General features: G+C 48.9%; 20 protein-coding genes, 17 tRNA genes and 1 pseudogene. 5 read left to right on the forward strand and 33 right to left on the reverse strand.

Annotated features, from left to right (window positions below):
• Positions 1-123 precede the first annotated feature (123 nt).
• Positions 124-420: an RNA recognition motif domain-containing protein gene (locus EZMO1_RS15365; protein WP_034872457.1), complete on the forward strand. Its 297-nt coding sequence runs from the start codon at positions 124-126 to the stop codon at positions 418-420.
• 84 nt (positions 421-504) lie between these two features.
• Here the strand turns inward: EZMO1_RS15365 and EZMO1_RS15370 are convergent, their stop codons facing one another.
• From EZMO1_RS15370 to EZMO1_RS15455, 18 genes are all read right to left on the reverse strand, one after another.
• Entirely contained in the window at positions 505-1,623 is a 1,119-nt protein-coding gene (locus EZMO1_RS15370) for a pyridoxal-phosphate-dependent aminotransferase family protein (protein WP_034872455.1), read from the reverse strand.
• A gap of 102 nt (positions 1,624-1,725) precedes the next feature.
• Positions 1,726-3,039: a DASH family cryptochrome gene (locus EZMO1_RS15375; protein WP_051789224.1), complete on the reverse strand. Its 1,314-nt coding sequence runs from the start codon at positions 3,037-3,039 to the stop codon at positions 1,726-1,728.
• A 172-nt stretch (positions 3,040-3,211) separates the two neighbouring features.
• Positions 3,212-3,288: transfer RNA gene (locus EZMO1_RS15380), tRNA-Asp, on the reverse strand.
• 49 nt (positions 3,289-3,337) lie between these two features.
• A tRNA-Val gene (locus tag EZMO1_RS15385) sits at positions 3,338-3,413 on the reverse strand.
• Positions 3,414-3,482: 69 nt separating this feature from the next.
• Positions 3,483-3,559, reverse strand: a tRNA-Asp gene (locus tag EZMO1_RS15390).
• A 37-nt stretch (positions 3,560-3,596) separates the two neighbouring features.
• A tRNA-Val gene (locus EZMO1_RS15395) sits at positions 3,597-3,672 on the reverse strand.
• Between the two features lie 69 nt (positions 3,673-3,741).
• Positions 3,742-3,818 (reverse strand) — tRNA-Asp (locus tag EZMO1_RS15400).
• A 37-nt stretch (positions 3,819-3,855) separates the two neighbouring features.
• Positions 3,856-3,931, reverse strand: a tRNA-Val gene (locus EZMO1_RS15405).
• 69 nt (positions 3,932-4,000) lie between these two features.
• Positions 4,001-4,077 (reverse strand) — tRNA-Asp (locus tag EZMO1_RS15410).
• A 37-nt stretch (positions 4,078-4,114) separates the two neighbouring features.
• Positions 4,115-4,190 (reverse strand) — tRNA-Val (locus EZMO1_RS15415).
• Between the two features lie 70 nt (positions 4,191-4,260).
• Positions 4,261-4,337 (reverse strand) — tRNA-Asp (locus EZMO1_RS15420).
• Positions 4,338-4,374: 37 nt separating this feature from the next.
• Positions 4,375-4,450 (reverse strand) — tRNA-Val (locus tag EZMO1_RS15425).
• A gap of 69 nt (positions 4,451-4,519) precedes the next feature.
• Positions 4,520-4,596: transfer RNA gene (locus EZMO1_RS15430), tRNA-Asp, on the reverse strand.
• A gap of 37 nt (positions 4,597-4,633) precedes the next feature.
• Positions 4,634-4,709, reverse strand: a tRNA-Val gene (locus EZMO1_RS15435).
• Positions 4,710-4,778: 69 nt separating this feature from the next.
• Positions 4,779-4,855 (reverse strand) — tRNA-Asp (locus EZMO1_RS15440).
• 37 nt (positions 4,856-4,892) lie between these two features.
• Positions 4,893-4,968: transfer RNA gene (locus EZMO1_RS15445), tRNA-Val, on the reverse strand.
• A 167-nt stretch (positions 4,969-5,135) separates the two neighbouring features.
• A tRNA-Asp gene (locus EZMO1_RS15450) sits at positions 5,136-5,212 on the reverse strand.
• 75 nt (positions 5,213-5,287) lie between these two features.
• A tRNA-Val gene (locus EZMO1_RS15455) sits at positions 5,288-5,363 on the reverse strand.
• 207 nt (positions 5,364-5,570) lie between these two features.
• Between EZMO1_RS15455 and rdgC the strand changes: the two genes are divergently transcribed.
• Positions 5,571-6,482, forward strand: a complete 912-nt coding sequence (rdgC, locus tag EZMO1_RS15460) for a recombination-associated protein RdgC (protein ID WP_034872451.1) — start codon at positions 5,571-5,573, stop codon at positions 6,480-6,482.
• Positions 6,483-6,553: 71 nt separating this feature from the next.
• Here the strand turns inward: rdgC and EZMO1_RS15465 are convergent, their stop codons facing one another.
• The 4 genes from EZMO1_RS15465 to dapA form a co-directional block, all read right to left on the reverse strand.
• Positions 6,554-7,426 (reverse strand): tetratricopeptide repeat protein, encoded by an 873-nt coding sequence (locus EZMO1_RS15465; protein ID WP_034872449.1) that lies wholly within the window; start codon positions 7,424-7,426, stop codon positions 6,554-6,556.
• Between the two features lie 443 nt (positions 7,427-7,869).
• Positions 7,870-8,976, reverse strand: a complete 1,107-nt coding sequence (locus EZMO1_RS15475) for a phosphoribosylaminoimidazolesuccinocarboxamide synthase (RefSeq protein WP_034872446.1) — start codon at positions 8,974-8,976, stop codon at positions 7,870-7,872.
• Positions 8,977-9,191: 215 nt separating this feature from the next.
• On the reverse strand, positions 9,192-10,364 hold the full coding sequence (gene bamC, locus EZMO1_RS15480; protein ID WP_160173994.1) for an outer membrane protein assembly factor BamC: 1,173 nt from the start codon (positions 10,362-10,364) through the stop codon (positions 9,192-9,194).
• Between the two features lie 76 nt (positions 10,365-10,440).
• Entirely contained in the window at positions 10,441-11,328 is an 888-nt protein-coding gene (gene dapA, locus EZMO1_RS15485; RefSeq protein WP_034872442.1) for a 4-hydroxy-tetrahydrodipicolinate synthase, read from the reverse strand.
• 328 nt (positions 11,329-11,656) lie between these two features.
• On the opposite strand from dapA, the gene EZMO1_RS15490 reads away from it, so the two are divergent.
• The gene (locus EZMO1_RS15490) at positions 11,657-12,124 is read left to right on the forward strand and encodes a peroxiredoxin (RefSeq protein WP_034872440.1); all 468 of its coding nucleotides are present in this window, start codon (positions 11,657-11,659) and stop codon (positions 12,122-12,124) included.
• Between the two features lie 50 nt (positions 12,125-12,174).
• On the opposite strand, the gene EZMO1_RS15495 is transcribed toward EZMO1_RS15490, so the two are convergent.
• Together EZMO1_RS15495 and EZMO1_RS15500 are read right to left on the reverse strand one after the other, a co-directional pair.
• Complete coding sequence (locus EZMO1_RS15495) at positions 12,175-13,242, reverse strand: AI-2E family transporter (protein WP_034872438.1); 1,068 nt, start codon at positions 13,240-13,242, stop codon at positions 12,175-12,177.
• A 9-nt stretch (positions 13,243-13,251) separates the two neighbouring features.
• Positions 13,252-13,548, reverse strand: coding sequence for a sulfurtransferase TusA family protein (locus tag EZMO1_RS15500; RefSeq protein WP_461781973.1), 297 nt, complete (start codon positions 13,546-13,548; stop codon positions 13,252-13,254).
• A 276-nt stretch (positions 13,549-13,824) separates the two neighbouring features.
• Between EZMO1_RS15500 and EZMO1_RS15505 the strand changes: the two genes are divergently transcribed.
• The gene (locus EZMO1_RS15505; RefSeq protein ID WP_160173993.1) at positions 13,825-15,210 is read left to right on the forward strand and encodes a M48 family metalloprotease; all 1,386 of its coding nucleotides are present in this window, start codon (positions 13,825-13,827) and stop codon (positions 15,208-15,210) included.
• Between the two features lie 122 nt (positions 15,211-15,332).
• On the opposite strand, the pseudogene EZMO1_RS15510 reads toward EZMO1_RS15505, so the two are convergent.
• Positions 15,333-16,396 (reverse strand): annotated as a pseudogene (locus EZMO1_RS15510) (IS701 family transposase).
• Between the two features lie 233 nt (positions 16,397-16,629).
• Between EZMO1_RS15510 and EZMO1_RS15515 the strand changes: the two are divergent.
• Positions 16,630-18,072, forward strand: coding sequence for an IS1380 family transposase (locus tag EZMO1_RS15515; RefSeq protein WP_061509571.1), 1,443 nt, complete (start codon positions 16,630-16,632; stop codon positions 18,070-18,072).
• Between the two features lie 178 nt (positions 18,073-18,250).
• Here EZMO1_RS15515 and EZMO1_RS15520 read toward each other — a convergent pair whose 3' ends face one another.
• From EZMO1_RS15520 to EZMO1_RS15555, 8 genes are all read right to left on the reverse strand, one after another.
• On the reverse strand, positions 18,251-18,862 hold the full coding sequence (locus tag EZMO1_RS15520) for a hypothetical protein (RefSeq protein ID WP_034872432.1): 612 nt from the start codon (positions 18,860-18,862) through the stop codon (positions 18,251-18,253).
• Positions 18,863-18,975: 113 nt separating this feature from the next.
• Positions 18,976-20,277 (reverse strand): hypothetical protein, encoded by a 1,302-nt coding sequence (locus EZMO1_RS15525; RefSeq protein ID WP_145912624.1) that lies wholly within the window; start codon positions 20,275-20,277, stop codon positions 18,976-18,978.
• 185 nt (positions 20,278-20,462) lie between these two features.
• On the reverse strand, positions 20,463-21,509 hold the full coding sequence (nadA, locus tag EZMO1_RS15530; protein ID WP_034872430.1) for a quinolinate synthase NadA: 1,047 nt from the start codon (positions 21,507-21,509) through the stop codon (positions 20,463-20,465).
• A 146-nt stretch (positions 21,510-21,655) separates the two neighbouring features.
• Positions 21,656-21,731: transfer RNA gene (locus tag EZMO1_RS15535), tRNA-Lys, on the reverse strand.
• A 119-nt stretch (positions 21,732-21,850) separates the two neighbouring features.
• Positions 21,851-22,528 (reverse strand): 7-cyano-7-deazaguanine synthase QueC, encoded by a 678-nt coding sequence (gene queC / locus EZMO1_RS15540; protein WP_034873396.1) that lies wholly within the window; start codon positions 22,526-22,528, stop codon positions 21,851-21,853.
• A 10-nt stretch (positions 22,529-22,538) separates the two neighbouring features.
• The gene (gene queE, locus EZMO1_RS15545; protein ID WP_034872429.1) at positions 22,539-23,189 is read right to left on the reverse strand and encodes a 7-carboxy-7-deazaguanine synthase QueE; all 651 of its coding nucleotides are present in this window, start codon (positions 23,187-23,189) and stop codon (positions 22,539-22,541) included.
• 129 nt (positions 23,190-23,318) lie between these two features.
• Positions 23,319-24,215 (reverse strand): tol-pal system protein YbgF, encoded by an 897-nt coding sequence (gene ybgF / locus EZMO1_RS15550; protein WP_034872428.1) that lies wholly within the window; start codon positions 24,213-24,215, stop codon positions 23,319-23,321.
• 15 nt (positions 24,216-24,230) lie between these two features.
• Positions 24,231-24,803 (reverse strand): OmpA family protein, encoded by a 573-nt coding sequence (locus tag EZMO1_RS15555; protein ID WP_034873395.1) that lies wholly within the window; start codon positions 24,801-24,803, stop codon positions 24,231-24,233.
• Positions 24,804-24,938 lie beyond the last annotated feature (135 nt).

Here is a 24,938-nt window from a genome sequence, read left to right on the forward strand (position 1 = left end):
AATGCCAACTCGTTTAACCTGTAACGCCTCGACTGATGCCACAAAACACAAAGTCTCTGGAGACGATTGATGCTTTGAAGGTAGACAGAGAAGCATACATATGTCCTAGGAGATGCATTAACAATGCAACAGAAAAACAAACTGTTCATCGGTAACCTGGCTTTCTCGGCAACCGAACAGGAGCTGGAAGAAGCCTTTGGTGCATTCGGTGAAATTCAGGAAGCGAAAATCATCCTGGATCGTGAAACCGGTCGTTCACGTGGTTTTGCTTTCGTCACTTTCGCTTCTGACTCTGATGCCAATGAAGCTCTGGCTCTGGATGGTCAGAACCTGTCCGGCCGCGACATGCGTGTCAGCGTAGCGACCGAGCGTCCACGTCGTCAGGGCGGTGGTAATCGTGAAGGCGGTCGTCGTTTCTAAGCTTTGCTTCTGATTCGATGATTCTTTGAAAAAGCCGGTATTTTTACCGGCTTTTTCTTTGTTTGAAACCTTAAACAACCTCAGTTACTGTAAAGTCTCTTCCAGAGCCCGCAGACAAAGTGCAGTATTTTCATCCCGTGCAGCATACCCCATCAAACCAATGCGCCAGACCTTTCCTGCAAAAGCCCCAAGACCTGCACCAATCTCAAGGTTATACTGATTAAGCAGTCGGGATCGTACCGCCGCATCATCAACCCCTTCCGGTATAGCCACTGCATTCAACTGTGGAAGCCTGCAACCTTCATCAACGATAAAGGAAATACCCAGCTTTTCCAGCCCTGAACGCAACGCCTGATGTTGACGGGCATGACGCTGCCAGGCATTTTCCAACCCTTCGTCCTGTAACTGAACCAGTGCTTCATGCAGAGCATATAACGCATTGACAGGAGCCGTATGATGATAGCTGCGTTTCTGATTGCCAGACCAGTAATTCATCACCAGAGTCTGATCAAGAAACCAGCTCTGCACAGGCGTTTTTCGACTCTTGATTTTAGCGACCGCAGCATCACTGAAACTAACAGGAGAAATACCGGGAACGCAGGACAAGCATTTCTGCGTTCCGGAATAAATAGCATCAATTCCCCAGTCATCGACGTACAGTGGAACACCACCAAGCGACGTCACCGCATCAACAATACTAAGGCAGTCGTATTGTTTTGCCAGCGAGCAAAGCGTTTGGGCATCGGATAAAACACCGGTTGAGGTTTCAGCGTGAACAAACGCAACCATTTTTGCATCCGGATGTGCTTTAAGCGCGTCTTCCAGTTTGTCAGGGCTTACTGGTTGACCCCAGTCGTCTTCAACCCTGACCAGTTGCCCGCCGGAACGCACTACATTTTCCGCCATCCGGCTGCCGAACACCCCGTTGATGCACACAACCACCTTGTCGCCCGGCTCAACAAGATTGACAAAGCAGGCTTCCATACCGGCTGAGCCTGGCGCAGAAACGGCCATGGTGCATTCATTTTTCGTTTGAAATGCATACTGCAACAACTCCCTGACTTCATCCATCATACCGATGAACAGGGGGTCCAGATGCCCGATAACCGGGCGACTCAATGCCTGCAACACTTTTGGGTGAACATCTGATGGGCCCGGGCCCATCAATGTCCGCTGTGGCGGATAAAAAGATGAAACGCTCACGTGCCTTCCTTTTCAAAGAAATGAGTAGCTGAGGAATTAAAGGTGCAGTTAAGAGGGCGCACCTCTGGGCATTATGTCAGGTTTATGAAGCGACATCTGGCACTATTTCAAAATTGGCCAGTCCGCAGCATCAACAGAGTCCAGTAAGCAGGTGCTTTCACCGCCCCACCTTCTGATATAAGCGCCATCCGGGTCATACTGACTGGTCTGCTTATCCAGATCAAAATGACGAATTCCCCGTGGGTCTGCACCTACACCAGCCAGATACTGCCAATTACCCCAGTTACTGCCCACGTCATAATCAATGAGCTGTTCTTCAAACCAGGCTGCCCCATAACGCCAGTCCATTCCCAGTTCATGAATGAAACAACTGGCTACTATCTGACGACCACGGTTTGACAGATAACCTGTTTCCTTCAGCTCCTTCATACAGGCATTAACAAGAGGCCAGGGCGTATTGCCTGCACACCATTTCTGAAAACGTTCGCCATAGAAGCTGGACAATTTATGACGCGCACTGATGCCTTTCAAGGAAAATAACAACACACCATGCTTGAGGGCATACCAAAAAAAATACTCCCGCCACAACAGTTCAAACAAAATCCAGTACGTCGATTCATTAGCGACAATATCTGTCTCATAGCATTTAAGCGCACTCATTACTTGACGAGGAGAAATACACCCGTGAGCAAGCCATGGTGAAAGTTTGGTCGAAGCGTCCCAACCCATGAGTGCATTGCGGGTTTGTTTATAAACAGAGGGTGACGGTGTTGAGAAGTACTCTGAAAGATGTCTTAAACCGGACTTCTCACCACCTTTGAATGTCGAATGTAAATGACTATTTACTGAAGGTAGTTGATCTTTCAGATAATTAAAACCAACTACAGGGCTTGGCGTAAGATCGGGCGCACAAACGGGTTCTGTTATTGCCAGTTTTTCGACTTTACGCCGAAACTGACTGTAAGTGCCTGGCAAGTCATGGAGCTCAAAAGGCAGCTGATCGATCTCAAACAACGTTGACGTTGCGATTTCGCTAAACAGAACCGAAGGAAAGCGCTGCTTTAGCTCAAGCCAACTGCTCACTTCTTCATATCCGGACTGCCGACTTCGATACACTTTTTCAATGCCATGCGCTTGTATCAGCTGTTGAATCGAAGCTGAAGGGCTTTGATAGCGAACAAGAAGTTTCTGCCGGCGCTCAGCCAGCGATGATTCCAGGCATTTCAGACTTTCCCGAAGAAAGCGCCAACGCTGTTCCCCCATCCGCCTGGTCATGTAGCGGCCAGGCCGAAACCAGGCGGGATCAACGCAATAGCAACACAATAAATGACGACTACCAGTGGCGGCAGCAAGATAGGCGGGGTTATCGCTTAACCGAAGGTCATTCGTGAATAAGAACAGTGCTATACCTTGCAACAGCAGTCACCTCCCGCAAAAGTGAAGTTCAGTTCCGGCTCAGAAGCCTGCTATTACTATAATACTTTCCTGCATTCCATACTGAAAAAAGAGGCTTAGATGTTTTTTTGAGGAAGGAAAACAAAAAAGCCCCGATAGTAAATACTATCAGGGCCAGAAATCTTTTGAGAAATGGCGGACCGGACGGGACTCGAACCCGCGACCTCCGGCGTGACAGGCCGGCATTCTAACCAACTGAACTACCGGTCCGCATATTCTTTATGAAGCAACCACTTCATTAAACTCTTTATATTAAGAGTGGTGGGTGATGACGGGATCGAACCGCCGACCCTCTGCTTGTAAGGCAGATGCTCTCCCAGCTGAGCTAATCACCCAAACAACTTTTTAATCATTGCTGCGCCTGTCGTGCAACAATGTCGCCCCTCAAAAAGAGCTTTAAATAATGGCGGACCGGACGGGACTCGAACCCGCGACCTCCGGCGTGACAGGCCGGCATTCTAACCAACTGAACTACCGGTCCGCATATTCTTTGCTGAAACAAACTTCAGACTTTAATCTGGTGGGTGATGACGGGATCGAACCGCCGACCCTCTGCTTGTAAGGCAGATGCTCTCCCAGCTGAGCTAATCACCCAAATAACTTTTCAATCATTGCTGCGCCTGTCGTGCAACAATCTCACTCTTCAAAAGAGCGTTTAGATAATGGCGGACCGGACGGGACTCGAACCCGCGACCTCCGGCGTGACAGGCCGGCATTCTAACCAACTGAACTACCGGTCCGCATATTCTTTGCTGAAACAAATTTCAGACTTTAATCTGGTGGGTGATGACGGGATCGAACCGCCGACCCTCTGCTTGTAAGGCAGATGCTCTCCCAGCTGAGCTAATCACCCAAATAACTTTTCAATCATTGCTGCGCCTGTCGTGCAACAATGTCACTCTTCAATAAGAGCTTTAAATAATGGCGGACCGGACGGGACTCGAACCCGCGACCTCCGGCGTGACAGGCCGGCATTCTAACCAACTGAACTACCGGTCCGCATATTCTTTGCTGAAACAAATTTCAGACTTTAATCTGGTGGGTGATGACGGGATCGAACCGCCGACCCTCTGCTTGTAAGGCAGATGCTCTCCCAGCTGAGCTAATCACCCAAACAACTTTTCAATCATTGCTGCGCCTGTCGTGCAACAATCTCACTCTTCAATAAGAGCGTTTAAATAATGGCGGACCGGACGGGACTCGAACCCGCGACCTCCGGCGTGACAGGCCGGCATTCTAACCAACTGAACTACCGGTCCGCATATTCTTTGCTGAAACAAATTTCAGACTTTAATCTGGTGGGTGATGACGGGATCGAACCGCCGACCCTCTGCTTGTAAGGCAGATGCTCTCCCAGCTGAGCTAATCACCCAAACAACTTTTCAATCATTGCTGCGCCTGTCGTGCAACAATCTCACTCTTCAAAAGAGCGTTTAAATAATGGCGGACCGGACGGGACTCGAACCCGCGACCTCCGGCGTGACAGGCCGGCATTCTAACCAACTGAACTACCGGTCCGCATATTCTTTATGAAGCAACCACTTCATAGAATGTTTGGTGGGTGATGACGGGATCGAACCGCCGACCCTCTGCTTGTAAGGCAGATGCTCTCCCAGCTGAGCTAATCACCCAAACAACTTTTCAATCATTGCTGCGCCTGTCGTGCAACAATCTCACTCTTCAAAAGAGCGTTTAAATAATGGCGGACCGGACGGGACTCGAACCCGCGACCTCCGGCGTGACAGGCCGGCATTCTAACCAACTGAACTACCGGTCCGCATATTCTTTATGAAGCAACCACTTCATAGAATGTTTGGTGGGTGATGACGGGATCGAACCGCCGACCCTCTGCTTGTAAGGCAGATGCTCTCCCAGCTGAGCTAATCACCCAAATATTCATCCAGCATTTTATACCAGAAGGGCCTAAGCCTGATTTCCCAAAACAGAAGATCAAAACAAGATGACTTACTGAAAGGAAGTGCGAATCATATCGCAAGACATTCGTCGTTCAAGTGCGTAGTTAACGCAGCGGCAAACAAGATTTGCCAAGAGTCAAATGGCGGACCGGACGGGACTCGAACCCGCGACCTCCGGCGTGACAGGCCGGCATTCTAACCAACTGAACTACCGGTCCGCTGTACTCTGCGACACACTATACAGATGCTTAGTAAAATTAAAAGCCTGTATAACTCTTTAGTAGTTTAAAGAGTGGTGGGTGATGACGGGATCGAACCGCCGACCCTCTGCTTGTAAGGCAGATGCTCTCCCAGCTGAGCTAATCACCCTGTGCGCTGTGCCTCTCAACGACGCGGCGCATTATAAGCAGCGAAACGATCGTTACGCAACCGTCTATAGACATTTTTTTTATAAGTATCAGGTACATGGTGAAATTTATCTGATAGATACTCCCTCCTCATCTAATGCGACAAAGACCTAACGGCATTCCCTCTCTCTGTTAATATGTTGCCCAGTATTAAAGGATGGAATGCATTATGTGGTTTAAAAACCTGATTATCTATCGCTTCAGCAAGCCGTTCGAACTGAGTGCAGACGAACTGGAAGAAAAGCTGAATGAAAAACGCTTTCGCAGCTGCGGCAGTCAGGATATGAGCAGCTATGGCTGGGTTCCGCCATTGGGTCGCCATGGTTACATGCTGACACACAGTGCCAATCGCTTCATCATGGTATGCGCCCGCAAAGAAGAAAAAATTCTGCCTGCAAGCGTCATCAATGATGTTCTGAATGAACGCATTGAAACCATTGAGCAGGAGCAGGACCGGCAGGTATTCAGTAAAGAAAAGAAAACACTGAAAGACGATGTCATTATGGAACTGCTGCCCAAAGCCTTCAGCAAAAGTCAGAATACCTTTGCCTATATAGATGCAGAAGCAGGCTGGATGGTGGTAGACGCCTCTTCCTTTAAAAAGGCAGAAGACCTGACCAGCTGCCTGAGAGAGTGTCTTGGCAGCTTGCCCATCATTAACCCTGCTTTAAAAAATGCCCCTTCAGCCATCATGACCCAGTGGCTACAGCAAAATCCTGTGACTCCGGCACCCTTCTCTCTTGGCTTCGACTGCGAGCTGCGAGAACCCAGTGATGACGGAGGACAAATCAGTATAAAGAAGCAGGAGCTGATTACCGAAGAGATTCTCGCCCACCTGGACGCGGGCATGCAGGTCAGCAAACTGGCTTTAAACTGGGACGATGCCCAGACCTTTGTACTGGGTGACGATATGATTATCCGTAAACTTAAGTTCACGGAAGTCATAGAAGAAAAGCTGGATGAGATTAATGCAGAGACAGCGGCAGAACAGTTTGATGCGGACTTTTCAGTAATGACACTGTCATTGCGACAGTTAATTACCGATCTGGTTGATGCGTTAGGCGGTGAAGCCGAGGAATAAGCATTAGCTCCAAACAACAAAGCCGGGTCTGCTGATAAACTCAGCGACCCGGTCACCATCAGGCCATCTAATTAATGCATCAAACCAAACAGCTTGCCACGATAGCGTTTAGCTACCGCATTACCTGTACCCAGCTGCTCGAACACTTTCAACATTAGAAGTCGTGCGCCGTCTTCCCGAAAGGTACGATCACGACGAACAATCAGCAACAGATTATCCAGAGCCGATTCAATCTCATCAGCAATGACCATCCGGATAGCCAGCTGATAACGTGCTTCATGATCATTTTCATCTTCGTGAAGCTGTGCTTCCAGCACGTCACGCTGCGGTGCTTCTGCCACCATCTCGTAGAAAGACAGTTTGGCTTTGGGCTGGGCAATACCCGGCGCATCGGCAGGCAGTACCGCTAATAGTTGTCGGGCGTCGTCGATTCGGCCCAGCTCCAGCAACAGGTTAACCTGAAGTACCTGCAGACCGTGATTATCAGGTTCTTCCTGCAGAATTTTCTGCAACAGCTCCAGCGCCTGCCCAATCATACCCGCTTCGATCAGGGCATCCACCTGCAGCTTGATCTGTTCTGCCGGGCTCATGGTCAGCGGATCCATAACGTCGCGCAACTGCTGATCAGTCTGAGGGCCACACAGAACCTGTACCGGTCGCCCTTCATGCAGGAATGCATGCACTGGAATCGCATTGGCGCGTAATTGCGTAATCAGCTGCTGCGCCACCATTTGCTGCGCTTCAGCATCGAGTCTCGCCAGCACCACCTTTCCATCATAGGTATTCACCAGCTGCTCGACGTTTCTCTGCTGCTGATTGCTTGCTTCATCACTTCCCATGCCAATAAACAGCAGCACCAGCTTTTCCGTTGAAAGCTGCAGCATTTCCTGCAGATTGCTTTCGGTGACATCCATGATGCTCCCTACTGCAGTGGACTCATTCATAAAAGCTCCTTATCAGCCGTTCCTGTCGTCATCAGTTCGAAGAACTTTAATACAAAGTTAGAATAAACGGCACTCACCAGGCAGTAATATCTGCACAAAACTGAACCACTGCAAACGTTACCCACAATTTCTGTGGATAACTTTGTGGATGAAGTCATCATACTGACCAGAAAGACCCATAAACACTGAGCATCAAACAAATTGATCATTTTTTGATCAATTATTTTTTTATAGTTTTCAATGACTTAAATAGCACACCCGTAAAATCAAGCACTTATAAAAAACACCTGAATTAAACGCCAAGGGCTTGACAATTGTGCATAAGACCTTTGCTTCTCATGCAGCCCAGAGTACTTATTGGTGAAAAATGACGGGATCATGCCGTCATTTTTCACCATCCTGCTAATAACTAATTGTTATTAGTTGCCAGGAGGCTTTATCGCTTACAGCTGGATCAATCCGTACTCGTTTTTGAGTACTTCAACAATCTCTGCTTTGGGGTTATCTGTCAGCGGCAACGCTTCACCGGTAATCTTCTCGGCGATATCAATATAGGTTCTGGACACTTCCATCATGACCGACTCGGGCAGCTCATTATCACGAGCCAGTGCCAGACGTTCATTCATGCGATCCTTGTTCAGTAAAATGTCGGGATCAGGGAAATGATTCAATAGCATCTGCCGGAAGCCCTCTTTGGAGTTCTCGACGACTTTACCCTTGCGGTACATTGGCCCGTCCCAGATACGTGAAGAATCTGGCGTGCCCACTTCATCCATGTAGATCAGTTTTTCCTGACCGGCGGCATCTGTGACATAGCCAAATTCAAACTTGGTATCAACAAACACCTGGTCGAGTCTGGACAGTGCATCACTGATCACATCAAAGCCTTCTTTCAGCAGCACTTCATATCGATCAATATCGTTCTTGTTGCGGAAACTGAAGGCTTCAAAATTATCCTCGATATTTTTTCGGGTAATGTTTACATCATCCACAGCTGGCACACCGGGAATACCTTCAAGAATGCCTTTGGTAGAAGGAGTGATCAGCAGCTCTGGCAGCTTCTGATCCTTTTCCAGACCTTCCTGCAGTTCAATACCACAAAAATCGCGCTCTCCCTTACTGTAGGCTCGCCACATGGAACCGGTAATATACTGACGACAGATGGCTTCTATCATAACGGGGCGGGCTTTCTGTACAATCCATACCAGAGGATGAGGAATGTCCAGAATATGGCTGTCAGCCAGCCCTTTCTCACGAAACAGTTTAAACCAGTGGTTAGAGATCGCATTCAGCGCAGCTCCCTTACCCGGTACACCACGCATGCCGCCTTCACCAGACCAGACACAGTCAAAGGCACTCATGCGATCAGAAATCACCATGATCGCCAGCGGTGCATCTTCTGCCACATCGTAGCCTTTTTCTTTTATCAGACGACGACTGTCATCCTCTGTCAGCCAGTAGACGGAACGAACTTTACCGGAGTGCACAGGCAGGTCGGTGCGAATGGGTAAGTCGTTATTAACGGCGAGTACTTTATCAGCAAGACTCATTGCCAATATCCTGTTCAATTAAATGTTGTCGATGATCAAGCCTGCGTCTGACTCCCCACCAACACAACCTCAGGCCTGTTTGCCTGTCAGGCATAAGAGATTATGAAAACTTGGCGGTACAGCATGAAAGCAGACACAGGCGGCGCTAAAACAAAAAAGTCATTGTTCCAGCCATTAAACAAATAAAGGCTGGAAAACCAGCCTTTATTTATCAGTTACTTCATATTGTCCTTAATCAGGTTCAGCACCTTCCGGCTGAACTCTGCTGGCGCAAAGGCATTGATATTCTCCTCAACCGTCACCTGAATCTCACCGGTCAGTTCACTGACACGAATCAGGTAAGTCGATTGAGTCGATTCATCGTCACTCTTCTTGCCTTTACCAAACAGCCTGCTAAAGAATCCCGGCTTCTTCTCCGGCTGTCCTTTCACCACATCGCCCTGTTCATCGGCGAGAATATAGAACAGACCGCCGGAACGGTTTTTATCGGTTACTTCCAGACCCGCTTTGACCAGGGCCTGATCAATGGCCGCCCAGGCTCTGGCAAAGGACAAACGCTCTATGGTCATGGTCGGGTTGCCGTTGATATCGACAATTTCGACCTGATCACCCAGATCCAGATTCTGAGCCAGCAGAGAAACACTGCTGTCGTCTTCATCACGCACCAGGAACAACATCAACTCATTGAGTGTACCGTTATCCAGTCTCTGGCTGCGCTGTTCCATGTTATCCCATTCGTACGGTTCCGGTGCCGAATCATCACCTTCTTCCGTTCTTGGACGCCCTTTATGCTGCAAATGCACTTCTGACGTTCCGGCAGTCACACCGGGTTTGATTTCAATGCGAAAACGATCTTCCAGCGGTTCAGCATTTTCAGCACCGACCCAACGCCCTACCGTGCGATAGATAAAGCCTCTCTCCTTATCCAGCCCAAGGTCAACCCAGTCTGTTTCCAGATAACCTTGCTTAGCGTTTCGGGACTGCACCGGAATATCGTTTTCTTCCAGGAAACTGATTACCCGCGGCCAGATCTCACTGGGGCTTTTAGCCGCCAGCAACCACTGGTCATTACCACTTCGTTCAATACTGTAGGTATCACCTTCGCTGTGCTGCAAACGCTGATCCGGGCGAGGTGCCTGAAAGCGCTGCTCCAGCTGCGTGTCTTCTGCAGTAATGGGTGGAATAACCAGCGAATCACCCATCGGGCGGGTGTTGTTCATATGCTCAGGTAACTGCAGAGGCTCACTGATCCGGGCCTGGGTATAGTCACCTGACTTATCCCGGAAATACCCGTCCCTGCCAAATGGATTTGCGCATCCTGCCAGTACCAGAGTTACAGCCATCACCGGCAGGGTCTTCATTGAGCGCGACCTCATTGTGCGCAACATAATGTCTCCATTTATCATCTATCCATACGTTTGCCCGCCGGATACGACAGGCAAAATTATTGGTTCATCATGCGGTTTATGCCGGTTCTACCTGCTCTGTCGCCTGCTTCAGGGCTGCACGCAGTTCAGCATGAAACGATTGGCTTAGAGGCGTCAGTGGCAGACGAATCCCCTCCTGAATCAAGCCCATTTCCTTCAGCACCCACTTAACAGGTATCGGATTGGACTCAACAAACAGTTTGTGATGCAACGCATCCAGAGACTCATTAATCGCTGTCGCGGTCTCTCGATCACCGGCAATCGCTGCCGCACACAGCTCACTCATCTGTCGGGGTGCAACATTATTGGTGACTGAAATCACGCCATTGGCACCCTGCAACATCAGCTCCATTCCGGTGGCGTCATCACCGGAATAGATAGCAAACGATTCACCACAGAGATCACGAATCTGCCGACCACGCTCGACCAGTCCGGTCGCTTCCTTGATTCCAGCGATATTACGATGACCGGCAAGACGAGCAACCGTTTCAGGCAACATATCCACCGCAGTCCGCCCCGGAACATTGTAGAGGATCTGGGGAATATCGACAGCATCGGCTATGGCCTTGAAATGACGATACAGTCCTTCCTGAGTGGGCTTATTGTAGTAAGGGGTGACCAGCAGACAGGCATCGGCACCCAGACTTTTTGCTTCAGCCGTTAACAGAATGGCTTCCTGAGTCGAATTGCCACCGGTTCCGGCTATAACCGGAATACGTCCATCCACCTGGGACACAATTCGTTTGACCACCTCACAATGCTCCGGCACCGTCAAGGTCGCAGACTCGCCTGTAGTACCCACCGCAACAATGCCATCGGTACCTTCTTTTATGTGAAACTCAACAAGATCATGCAAACGCTTCCAGTCCAGATCCCCATTTTCAGTCATAGGGGTAACAAGCGCCACGAGGCTACCGGTAATCATTGATGCACTCCACTGCGGAACGGTCTTGATCTTGGAGGCTGTTCATGATCTTTTGGCAAGCAGCAAACCATAAGCCGACGACCATAAACGCCTCCTGAAAAACAAGCGTAATGTTACTGTTGCATACAGGTCTTCACAAGAGCGAGTTGACATTCTGACCAACAGAGTCCAAGTTTTACTATCATTGGCGTTTCTTTACATTAACACTTCGCATAAACCGCCATGAGCCCTTTAACTGCATAAGCGTAATGACCACCGTACCCATCATCGATGGCAGAAGGTAGAACCGCTCTCAACAAAACATCCGATAATAAGCAAAGGACAAAGAATGAGTTTCACTTTAGGTCAACCTGTTCCAGATTTCACTGCACTGGCAACAAATAGTACTACTGTCTCACTTGCAGAACTGAAAGGCAAAAAGTTCGTACTGTACTTTTACCCCAAAGATAATACACCGGGCTGCATCAGTGAAGGCGAAGCTTTTCGGGATCTATATTCTGAATTTCAGGCGGCAGATACCCTGATCTTTGGCGTATCCAGAGAGAGTCTGGAGTCCCATGAAAAATTCAGAGCAAAGTTTGAATTTCCATTTGAGCTGATTTCAGACCCCGATGAAACCCTGTGCCAGTTGTTTGATGTTATCAAGCTCAAGAAGATGTACGGAAAAGAGTTTATGGGCATAGAGCGCAGCACTTTCCTGATCGACAGCGCCGGTATTTTGCAGCATGAGTGGCGCAAGGTACGTATCAAAGGTCATGTTGACGATGTTCTGCAGGCTGCCCAGGCTTTAACCTGACCGGCACAAAGAAGCCTGTCACTTATTCAGGGACAGGCTTCTGTCATCAGCTATCTTTCCGCGACAACATCCTGAACCCTTGGCCAGGCATTCATCACCGCTTTCAGCAGCGTTGCCAGTGGAATGGCAAAGAACACCCCCCAGAATCCCCAGAAACCACCGAATACCAACACGGCGATAATAATGGCAACCGGATGCAGGTTAACCGCTTCAGAAAACAGCAGAGGAACCAGCACGTTACCATCCAGCGCCTGAATAACCAGATAGGCAATCATCAGAATTGCAAATTGCTGACCAAAGCCCCATTGGAATAATCCGATCAGGGCGATTGGAATAGTCACCACAGTCGCTCCGATGTATGGAATCACCACGGAAAAGCCCACCAGTGTTGCCAGCAGCACGGCATAATTCAGCCCCATCAGGGCAAACAACACAAAACTGACACCACCCACAATCACAATTTCAATCGCTTTGCCTCGAATGTAATTGGCAATCTGACTGTTCATTTCGTTGGCCACCTGATTAATGACACGACGCCGGGACGGTAGCTGACTGCCAATCCAGTTAAGAAGCAGATCTTTATCTTTCAAAAAGAAAAGAACAAGAATGGGCACCAGAATCAGATACACCAACAATGCCATGACATTGGTGAGGTTAGCCAGGGAGAAGGACAACACCCACTGACCCATACCGGCAATTAAACCATTAATGCTTTCGGTGATGGCAGCCGTTTCAGACTCTGAAATGAACGCGGGAAAATGTTCAGGCAGCTCCCTGACCCAGGCCTGACCATGATTCACCATTTTGGGCAGCTCGTTCAGCAGTGAGCTGACCTGTTGCCAGACCAGAGGCACCAGCAACAACAATGCCACGACCAAAAACGTCACAAACAGCACAAACACCAAAGTCACTGACCAGTTGTGACCCAGCCCCTTGCCTTGCAGCCAGTTCACCACCCCCTGCATCAGAAACGCAAGCACCAGCGCTGCAAACACAGGTGCCAGCATATTACCCATCGTGAGAATAATAGCGAAACCGACGACCAGCAGGAGCAGCAGCACCAGCGCCTCAGAATCCGACAGATAGCGGTGCAGCCACCCTTTTATAGTATCCAGCATTCGTTTCCCTTATTTGTGTCGCAGTGTGTGAATAAAAACGCCCGACACCTGTTCAGATGAAATAAGCTCGTGGCCACTGATTCGGGCAAAACTGGCAAAGTCCCGAACCGACCCCGGATCCGTCGCCTGAACTCTGAGCATCTGGCCGCTGCTCAGCTGCTTAAGACCCTGTTTGGCTTTAAGTAATGGTAAAGGGCAGTTCATTCCCTTGAGATCCAGTTCCAGATCTACTTCAACCATGGCTGGTGATTCTCTCCCGTGGAGCAACACACCACTCATTAAAAGGCGTGCGTGTTGCAGACTCATGATAACACTTCGTATTGTACGCAATTTGTCGGCATCATGCTCCGCTGTCTGGAGACAGCCCTGTGTAAAGAATTCATTACATTTTCGTTTTATTGCCCCTAATAGATTACCCTCCTCCGTCGATGATGTGTAAAATCGTAGAAATCTATTTTGTATTGCCGCAGCGTAAACGATACATTGCACCCGACACCACACGAGTATGGACATTCTATGAAGCGACCGGGTTTCCTCACGGCAGCCCTGCTTAGCACCTGGCTTGGACTTTCCTCAGCAGTTGTGAGCGCGGCCCCTATTGAACTGCCAAGCCTGGGCGACAGCACGTCCGGCATCGTATCTCCGCAGCAGGAATACGAGCTGGGCCAGACTTACCTGAAATACCTGCGCAGTCGCACACCCACCATCAGTGACGCCGAAACCAAAGATTATCTTGAGCGCCTGACCTATCGACTGGCCGAACACAGCGGACTGAACGACCACCGCCTTTCAATCATGATTATTGACACCTCTATCCTTAATGCCTTTGCAGCACCGGGCGGCATTATCGGGGTCAATACCGGCCTGTTCTTCAACGCGAATAATGAAGCCCAGTTTGCTGCCGTCATGGCACACGAACTGGCTCACCTGAGTCAGCGTCACTACGCCCGTAATGTTGAAGAAGCTAAACGTAAAAGCATTCCAACAGCCGCCGCCATTATTGCGTCGGTGGTACTGATGGCAACCGCAGGCAGCGATGCCGGTGTGGCGGCACTGTCCTCTACCATTGCCGGCGTGCAAAGCAGCAGCCTGCGTTTCAGCCGCCAGTTTGAACGGGAAGCCGATAACCTGGGTATCATCACCCTGTCCAAAGCCGGCTTTGACCCGAACGCCATGCCGGAAATCTTTGAAGAGATGAACCGCTCCAGCCGCTACCAAAGCCGCCCACCGGAATTTCTTCTGACACACCCGGTCACCGACAACCGGATTGCCGACTCCCGTGCCCGGGCTGCACAAATGCCCGCCAAAGGCACTAAAGGCAGCATGGATTACCAACTCGTGCGCATACGACTGTTTGCACTCAGTGCACAAAATCCGGCAGCATTTGCCAAGCAGCTGAAAAGCGAGTTAAAGGATGGTTACACCAGCGCACCCGATGTGACCCGCTACGGACTGGCATTGGCCAGTTTTCTCAGCAAGGATTATGAAACTGCTGAAAAAGAGCTGAACACACTGCTAGAGAAGTACCCAAACAACCTCTATATGATCATGGCCAAAGCGCGACTGGAGTCCGCTCAGGGTAAACACAAAGAGGCGCTTGCCCGTATTGACCGGGCATTAAAAGTTTACCTGGATAACTACCCTCTGTTGTTTACCAAGGCAGAACTGCAAACCGAAAGCAAAGACTTCGCCGGAGCCAGAGATACACTTCAGGCATTGAGCCGCAGTCGCCCTGATGATCCTGACATCTGGTACTACCTGGCTGAAGCACAAGGGCAGGCGGGCGATATTCTCGGACTGCATCAGTCCCGGGCAGAATTCTTCTTCCTGAGCGGCAATCTGGAAGATGCCATCAAGCATCTGCAATATGCCAAAAAGCTGGCTGGCAATAATTATGCACTAACCGCACGGATTGAGAAAAAGCTCAGTGATATCTATGCGTATCGTAATAAATTGAAAAACGGTTAATACCATACCCCCGGCTTAGGGCTATCTCTTTAACACAAATCCTGAAACCCTTGCGGCACAAGCTCTGTAGAAATAACGACAAAAGTCGTATAGCGAGTCGGTCGTGTTTTCATAGTCTTCACTCATGTTACGCACCCCTTCATCGACTGAAGTTTCTGGAACGATGATTTCAATGCAGTGAGATAAAGCTTTGCCCGCAACTCAAAATGGTTTAAATCAAGCTTATTAGCCAGCACCTCGAGACGAAATGCCGAATATATCGACATAAACAGATGATTACTCTGCGTCAAAACTGTATAAGTCGGTGACTTGGCCATTGACGCATTAGATTTGAGTGTTTTATGGAAGACTTCAACTTTCCACCGTTTTTTGTAGATCGCCTTCAAAGCCTCTGCGTCACACTCAAGATCACTGCATATCAGATAGAGAATGCCCTTACTGCCATCTTTGTTTGTAAAGACCTGCCGGAACAGCAGAACGGGGAAGTCCACGCCTGCAATCCAGCCTTTGATAGGCTTTTCTTCTGAGAAATCAATGGAATCTATGCGCTGTGAGCGCCCCGACTTTTATCTTCCTCACTCAGCGAAACCTTCCGGTTTGACTTGCTGGCCATGACAAAATGCTTATCGCATTCGTGTCGTATATACAGCATGTTGTCGTTAGAACAGAACCAGCTATCTGCCAGCACGTAACGAAATTTGAGCTGATTATCACAGCAAACTTTCAGCATCTCCCGAAAGTCTTCGTTCTTGGTGGTTTCAGCCTTGCGTTTAACTTTTTTAGTTTTTACGTCGGAGTATTGAATAGGCTTTTCGATAAGCTTGTAGGCCACGGGAATAGAGATATCACCGACATGGTAAACAAAGTTGAGAAGGTTGATACCTTTTACCGAACGACCAAAGGTGTGATCAAAGTGCCATGCAATCAGGTCGTTCTCATCAGTGTAGAGTTTCTCCTGAATAGTGTCGTCGGCAATAAGTACTCCATCATCGCGCTCTTCCTGACGCACAACGGCTTTAACATGGTGCCAAAGAGTCTTACTGTCGAAGTGATTACGGGACAGAAGGCGTGTTACCTGATCATGGCTGTATGCGCCGTCCAGCAAAGATGACAGCTGTGTAGCTGTCGTTTTGCCGAATGAGGACAGCAGGTAATCGCTATACAGCTCAAACAGCTCTGTGTTCATGCTCTAAAGCATGGCAGATTTTTCTGGGTGCGTAACATGAGGTCTTCATTTATCAAGGGTTTCAGGACGGTCGCCCCGTCATAAATTGTCAGAAGGTTAAATATTCAATATTTGTGTTAAAGAGATAGGGCTTAGCCCGAATATTTCATAAAAGGAGGCAAGTTCCGCCCAATCACTTGATATAATTGGGTCGAACAAAAGAAAGCTTCGGAAGAAGCAAACCGGAACTTGCCATGCCCAAATCTACACAAGAACAGCTTCGTTTTCATCCCTCAAATGGAAAAACCATCCGGGCAGACTTCAATGGTGGGGAGTTATCTTCTGACTTTGGCACTCTGCTGCTACGGGAAACCATTCTGCAGAGCGGTCTTATCTGCAAAATGACTGATGCCATCAATGACAGACGCCATCAATCCTATATCGACCACTCCCTGAAAGAACTTCTGGTTCAGCGGGTTCTGCAAATGGCCTGCGGCTATGAAGATGCCAACGACAGTAACCGTTTGCGTAAAGACCCTATGTTCAAACTGGCCACTGGTCGCAATCCGTTGGACAGCGATAACCATCTCGCATCAGCGCCCACTTTTACCCGGCTGGGACAATCTATGACCCGCTCCGACATTTACAGGATGGCTGAAGCATTTGTGCATCACTTTATCAGCAGTTACAAGCTGCCACCTCCGGTGATCGTTATCGATCTTGATCATACACCGGCCATTACTCATGGTGGCCAGCAGATGAACCTGTTTAATGCCAAATATCAGGACTACTGCTACTTGCCCCTGATGATTTTTGAGGGACTCAGCGGCAAGCTGATTACGGCGATTCTTCGTCCGGGGAAAACCCCAACGGGCAAGGAAAATGCAGCCATTCTCGAACGGGTCATTCGGCTGCTTCGGAAAAAGTGGCCGAAAACCCATCTACTGGTTCGGGGAGACAGCCACTTCGCTCAACCAGAGTTAATGTGGGTGGTTCAGAATGCCCCTCATTCGGATTATGTCCTGGGCAAAGGTGCAGGCCACAAAACGGCTTTGCGGCCAAAAGCCAAAGAGTTGTTGGATGAAGCGCGTCAAGCTCTGAAGGTCAAGACTGAGCTGGCAAGACTGAACAACATGCCAGAACCTGATCGGCTCAGACTTTACGGGGAAGCAGAATACCAGGCCAAGAGCTGGAAAGGTCTCGATACCCGGATAATTTACAAGGCGGAGGTCAACCAAAAAGGCGACAACCCTCGTTTCATTGTGACGTCGATGAAGGAAGCTTCTCCAGAGGTAATTTATGAAGAGCTTTACTGTCCAAGAGGACAGGATGAGAACTTCATCAAACATCTGAAAAGTGATCTGTCCGGCGACAGATTGTCCGATCAGGGCTTTTTGGCTAACCATTTGAGAATGTTTTATGCCTGTGCCGCTTATGTTTTGCACTATGAGTTAAGAACCAAGACTTTGAAAGGTACGGAGCTGGAAAAAGCGCAGCCATCAACGGTGATCATGAAGCTCTGTAAAGTTGCAGTCAAAGTGGTTGAATATAAAGACCGAATTAAACTTCATCTGCCGCGTAGCTGCCCATTCAAGAGGCTTTTGCAGCATGTGACAGAAGTCTTTTACCAGATGCCGATACTTCGACCGGGTAGCAACTTTCATAAGACTCAATCAAGGTACATAGCAACCAGATGAAAGAGCCTTGGGGCTTTCCGTTATCCTGAAATAGCAGGATTCGTTGATTAGCGTCTAATCTGTAAGCAAGTATGGGCTGCAATGTCTTTCACATGGTTAACAGAGCAACAGGCTTGCGGAAAAGTCCAAAATTAAGAGGATGGGATGGTAGTTGCTGCTTGTTTATGAAATATCCGGGTTAGGGGAATTGGTTTACATACATATCGACAATTACCCACACGATGCGAGCCACAACGACTAAGCCTAAATAATAGGCAACATCCTTAGCAGCTCCATCAAAGACAGAGGCTTCCTCTTTTTGTTTAGTCCGTAAAAAGAGCATTCTCTCAAAGCAGGAACACTCCATACCAGCCAAGTCTGACGCCCCGGTTTTCCTTAGTTTATTTTTTAAGTCTGACAACGTGAATATATCATCATGGGCTTTAGCAAACATGCCTAAGGCAATAAGGTAAAGCTCGATAGCTTTTTCACGAAAGTTTTCTGATAACTCAGGCTTCAGAGCATCAGGGGTTAATAAATATTGCTTCAACTGATTGATAATACGATCTACTTCTTCCAGACACTCAGAAGATTGTGCATTCATTTTCTTGGCAATGGAGTTGACCAGATTTTCTTTGGCAATATCAAAAGCAGCGTCACTCGAAGCAATCTCGCCAGACGCGCCCCACTGCCACCCCCCCGACAAAGTATTGGCAACAAGATCATACGAGCAATACAGCGCTTCGGATTGACCAAAAGTGTTGACCGTATAAAACAAAGATATCAAGACAAACAAACGTACTGCACTCATACAAGATCCATCATTTCTATTAGCTATAAGGATCAAGACAGTTTAGCTGCTCAGAAGAAGTACATTGTCGTCAGTATGATCTGAATCCTGCTATCCGCATAGATACACAATGATTAACTCTGACTTCTTATTCGTTGCTGGTACTCCTGAAAAGTTTCAAGAGCATCGATATCCTGACGCCCATGACGTGGCTGATAGTCATCACTGTTCCAGTAACACTGTCCGTCATTTGTCGTCAGTAAAACTTGCTGATAAGAGAACGGATTTTCTTCTGCGACACCTTGACCGGATGGCACTGCATAACTCTCAGGCATCGCCTTTTTCATTAAGTTTTGCCCCACCCTGTCAGAAAACTCCCTAACGTGATCAGCCAGTTCATTAGCCTCTTTTTTCTGCACTAGCGCTCTTTCGAACTCATCCGGATCTTTGGTGTCCGCTTTAAACATGGCAGAGTGTTTATTAGCTTCGTATGCATTACGCAGACAGGTTAAAAGAAAGAGACCTTGATGCCATTTATTCTTTGCATCAAATGACACCTCCTTATTCCCGGAAATATAGTGAATGCCATGAGTCTTACAGAATTTCTGAACCTCACCCGCAGAGGTTGGCTTCACTTTATTTAAGGATTGGATTGATGTATTCACGGCCTTAACATACTCACCATCCATCAACTTAGCGGGTATATCCGGAAGGTAATCCAACAGTTTTTTTCCACCCAGATCATAGTCTGTAGAAGTCATCAACTCCTGCCCTAGCTCGTCAAAGTACGCACGAGTGAACAAATACCAGTTGCGAGCCTCTGTCGCAGTTTTCACGGACTGGTTCCGCAAATTCGTCACCAGAAACTCGCCCACATCAACGACATCATCTGCAATATGCGGCTGACTGGAAATAACCTTCCGGTAAAGCTCAGCCGGTCTCATACGCATATAGGTTCCGAGCGTCTCAAGCTGTTCCGGCTTTATGGAACGCTGAATACGCCGACCACTATCGCTGGTGAATGTTTCATCCTCCAGAAGCTGCCCAAGACCACTCATCGCCATCGCCCTTTTCAGGCGGCACTGATACATTTCATCAGACTCAGTGGATGTGCGCCCTGATTTTGTCTGAATCAGGTCCTCTAACAGTGAATTGAGATTTTTATTATTGGCACGAAAACCTTCGTACTTGGCCGCCAACTCGTCAACCCAACCTTCCTGACCCTGATGTGCAGCCGGGGTAACTTTTCGATCTTCCAGCGGCTTACCCACATATTGAGAATTTGCATCATGTGGTATCAAAGCCAGGGCACTGGGCAAATAAGGTTTGACCCTCCTAAGACCCATAAAACGAATAACACGTCTGGCTTTGTCCAATACCTTATGAACAACACCGGAAATTCCTGAGTACTGATGGGCAGAGCGATTCACTTTCATACTGTCAGCCTTTTCAAACACGGTACCTGAACACTATGAGAAAACCATCGACAGATTGGCCTCAACATAAAGACCGAAACAGTGACAAGAGCCCAACATACAGATCACAAATGAAAAAGCCGGAAGACTCTGATGAGCTTCCGGCTTTCAATGCAGGTAAACACTACAGGCTATACAGCCAAATCTCACTTCGCCATCGAAGCAGTAAAGTCCAGCATCCTCTGAAGTGGCTTTAACGACTGAACCCTCAGATCGTCACTGACTTCAACAATATTCAAAGCATCCGGTTTTTCCAGACATTGCACCAAAGCTTCCAGCGTATTCATCGCCATCCACGGGCAATGCGCACAGCTTTTGCAGGTTGCACTTTCGCCTGCCGTTGGTGCTTCTATAAATGACTTGTTCGGAGAAGCCTGCTGCATTTTGTAGAAAATGCCACGATCCGTCGCCACGATGAACGTATCATTCGGCAGCTCATGGGATGCTTTCAGCAACTGGCTGGTCGAACCAACAACATCGGCCACCTCAACCACTGCATCCGGTGATTCCGGGTGAACCAGCACACCAGCGTCCGGATAAACCTTTTTCAGGTCGGTGATGCCTTTCGCTTTGAACTCTTCATGAACAATACAGCTGCTGTCCCACAACAACATATCCGCGCCGGTCTGCTTCTGGATGTAGCTGCCGAGATACTTGTCAGGTCCCCAGATAATTTTCTTATCCTGTTCCATCAGGTGCTCAACAATATCCAGAGCACAGCTGGACGTTACCACCCAGTCAGCCCTCGCCTTCACAGCGGCGGAAGTATTGGCATAGACGACAACAGCGCGATCCGGGTGCTGATCACAGAATGCGGAAAACTCATCCACCGGACAACCCAGATCCAATGAACATTCTGCTTCCAGTGTTGGCATCAGTACCCGCTTTTCAGGGCTTAGAATCTTGGAGGTTTCGCCCATAAAGCGAACACCTGCCACCACCAGAGTAGAGGCCGGGTGCCGACTGCCAAATCGGGCCATTTCAAGAGAATCGGCAATAAAACCACCGGTCTCTTCCGCCAGAGCCTGCACAATCGGATCGGTGTAGTAGTGAGCCACCAGAACCGCATTTTCACGATCAAGAAGTTGCCGAACCCGCTCTTTCAGGGCTTCTTCCCGCTCAGCATCCAGGGTTTCAATGGATTGCCCCTGAAGGTGACTCTTAACAAAGTCTCTGCTACTCACTGCGCTCATAAATTCCGTACTAACGACCTGTCGTTAAATTGCGGGGTATTCTACCACACGATAAAAAGAGAGACAGCCCGGACAAGGTTCTATTGCGTCACAAGATGGAGAGTAAGGTAAAACAGGATAAAGAAAGGAGAGGGGGAGTGAGAGAATGGTGGGTCGTGTAGGATTCGAACCTACGACCAATTGGTTAAAAGCCAACTGCTCTACCAACTGAGCTAACGACCCGACAAGGACATTAATCGTAATGATTTTATGTCGGGATGCAAGTTTTTTGTCTAACAAACACTCAGTCAGGAGGTGCATCTATGAGCACCTCCTGGCGCAACAGACTCCGCTAAGCCGCCTTATGAGGACTGATAACGGGTCGGATCAACCAGACCGGCTTCTTCAAAGCCTTTCTTGCGGTAACGACAACTGTCACAGACACCACAGGCCCGGCCCTCATCATCAGCCTGATAACAAGAGACCGTCAAACCATAATCCACACCAAGACGATCACCCGCCTGTACTATTTCTGCCTTGGTCAACCTTAACAGCGGGGCGCGGATATGAAAGTGATCACCTTCTACGCCAGCTTTAGTCGCAAGGTTTGCCATATTCTGAAAAGCTTCAAGAAACTCCGGACGACAATCGGGATAACCGGAATAATCGACGTCATTGGCACCAATAAAAATATCCCGGGCACCCAACACCTCAGCCCACCCCAGAGCCAGTGATAAAAAGACAGTATTACGGGCAGGCACATAGGTAACCGGAATACCTTCATCCAGCTCTTCAGGTACTGCAATATCATCATCTGTCAGCGCTGAGCCACCAATGTCCCGGAAATCCATCTTCAGGGTTTTGTGATCTTTAGCACCCAGTACTTCTGATACGATTTTTGATGCGCGCAGCTCGGCACGATGACGCTGTCCATAATCAAAGCTGACGGTATAACACTCATAGCCCTGATCTTTTGCCATCGCCAGAACGGTTGTCGAGTCCAGCCCCCCGGACAAAAGTATCACTGCTTTTTTAGACATGCACATCTCCTTAGACACCTGTTTTATCCCCCCAGATCACCCGATGCAGCTGTATCTGAAACCGCACCGGCAGACGATCAGCCAGAATCCAGTGCGCCAGTTCGGCGGGTTCTACCCCTGTACTGACCGGAGAGAACAACACATCCGACACTTTTTCAGTCAGATTGTATTCAATCAATTTACTCGCAGACCAGTCGTAGTCAGCACGGTCTGCAATCACAAACTTCACCTGATCTTTATGATCAAGATGGTGGATATTCTGGTAAAGGTTCTTTCCCACTTCACCCGAACCCGGCGCTTTCAGATCCATCACCTTAACGACCCGGGAATCCACAGCTGCCACATCCAGCGCCCCACTGGTCTCCAGTGAAACCTCGTAACCAGCATCAGCCAGACGTTCAAGCAATGGCAAACAGCCGGGCTGTGCCAGAGGCTCACCACCAGTCACACAAACATAGTCAGCGCCATAGTCAGCTACCTGCTGCACAATGGCATCAATGGTCATCCTCTCCCCTCCGGAAAAGGAATACTCGGTATCACACCATGTACAACGCAGCGGGCAACCTGTCAGCCGCACAAAGACTGTTGGCAGGCCCGACGTATTGGACTCTCCCTGCAGAGAGTAAAAGATTTCAGTGATACGAAGGGATTCAGAGGCCATGGGAATTACACAGTGTTAATCAGCAGAGAAGGGTAGACAAGAGTCATCGAGAGTGCAAAGCCACCAGAGGCCTTCCAGACATCAATACAACAACACCATGCAGAGCATGGTGTTCGATCCGGACAAGCGTTAACTGTCTGACATCCCCTGCAGATAGGTATCTGATAATCTGGCAGCAGGGCTGTCTGGAAATTTACTGACAACCGATTCCAGATATTTCCGCGCTTCAGCCTTATCACCCAGCAAGTCATACAACCGGCCCAACTTATAAGAGGCATCAGGCACTTTGGCACTTTGTGGATGCTGTTCCATGACAAGCATGAACTCGTCGCGAGCAGGCTCAAACTTCCCCTGAGCCATCAAGACCTCACCCAGCCAGTACTGGGCATTATCGGACAGCTTGCCACCGGGGTAATCCTTCAATAGCTTGCGAAGGGCAACCAGAGCCTGATCGAACTCACGGTCACGAATCAGCCCGAAAGCTGCCTGATAATCGGCCTGCTCACGCTCGGCAAGCAGCTTTTCAGGCGTTTGATCAACGGGCAACTGAACCGGAGTATTTCCCAGATCCGTAGGCGGTGAAATATTGCCTGCTGAGCGCTCATTGCTCAAACCACCCTCAGGCTGCCCGCCCGTCATTCGACTAATGCGGGCATCCAGGTCAAGATAGCGGTCACGAAACTCTGCTTCATTCTGCCTGAGTTGAAACTCCAGCTCTTCAACACGCCCTTCCAGGGTCATGTTTCTTTTTCGCAATTCTTCGATCTGATTAAGAAAGTATGCCGTGCTGTTAGCAGGCTGTTGAGCGTTCTGTTGTGTGTCTTCAGCACGCTGTCGCGCCTGCGCACTTTCAATCACGCTCTCAACACTCGCATTATCAACACTTTCCGGTGCGGTTGCCGGTACCGGTTCTCTGATTACCTCTGCCGTTGGCAAAGACTCGACAACCGGCACTGCAGCAGATACCGGGCCAGCCAACAGGCTGGCCAGAATCAGGGAAGAGCTGGATAAACGTTTCAAACTCATTAGCTATCTCAGTTATTAGTTAATGACAATCTGTGCGCGACGGTTCTTGGCCCAGGCGGCTTCATTATGAGCAGGATCAACCGGCTTTTCGAAACCAAAGCTGATCACTTCAATGCGGCTGCTGGCAACGCCTTTGGCTTCCAGATAATCTTTAACGGCATTGGCGCGACGCTCTCCCAGAGCCAGGTTGTAGGTGCGGGTTCCACGCTCGTCAGTATGTCCCTGCACAATAATTTTCTTGCCTTTACCCTGATCGGAATTCAGGTAAGCGGCCTGCACGTCCAATGCCTTATAGTCACTGTCACTCAGCCTGGAGCTGTCAAAGGCAAAATTGAAGGTGTCACGATCCAACAGCATTTCAACTTCTTCAGCACTGGCCTGAACATCACCGCTGTCCATAACAGCCTGAACCGCCGGATCGAGTACGGGCATGGTTTCAATCACTACATTCTCAGTGACCACGGTTTCTTCCGGTGTTATCGAGGTTTCTACACTGGATGTACTTTCACCACCGGTAGAAGCACAACCTGCCAGCCACAGGGCAGAAGCTGCGAAGGTGGCTGCCTTAACATAATTGGCAATTCGCATTACAGACTCCAATTGTTTAATGTTGGTTAGTTAGTTGGATGTTTGCCTGATCGTTGCAGTACAGTATCAGAACCCTTTACACGGAACTAGTCTGCACCACAACAAACGCGACATACACAACTATTTTTTTACGCC

Source organism: Endozoicomonas montiporae CL-33 (genome assembly GCF_001583435.1).
In the GTDB taxonomy this organism is placed as follows: domain Bacteria; phylum Pseudomonadota; class Gammaproteobacteria; order Pseudomonadales; family Endozoicomonadaceae; genus Endozoicomonas_A; species Endozoicomonas_A montiporae.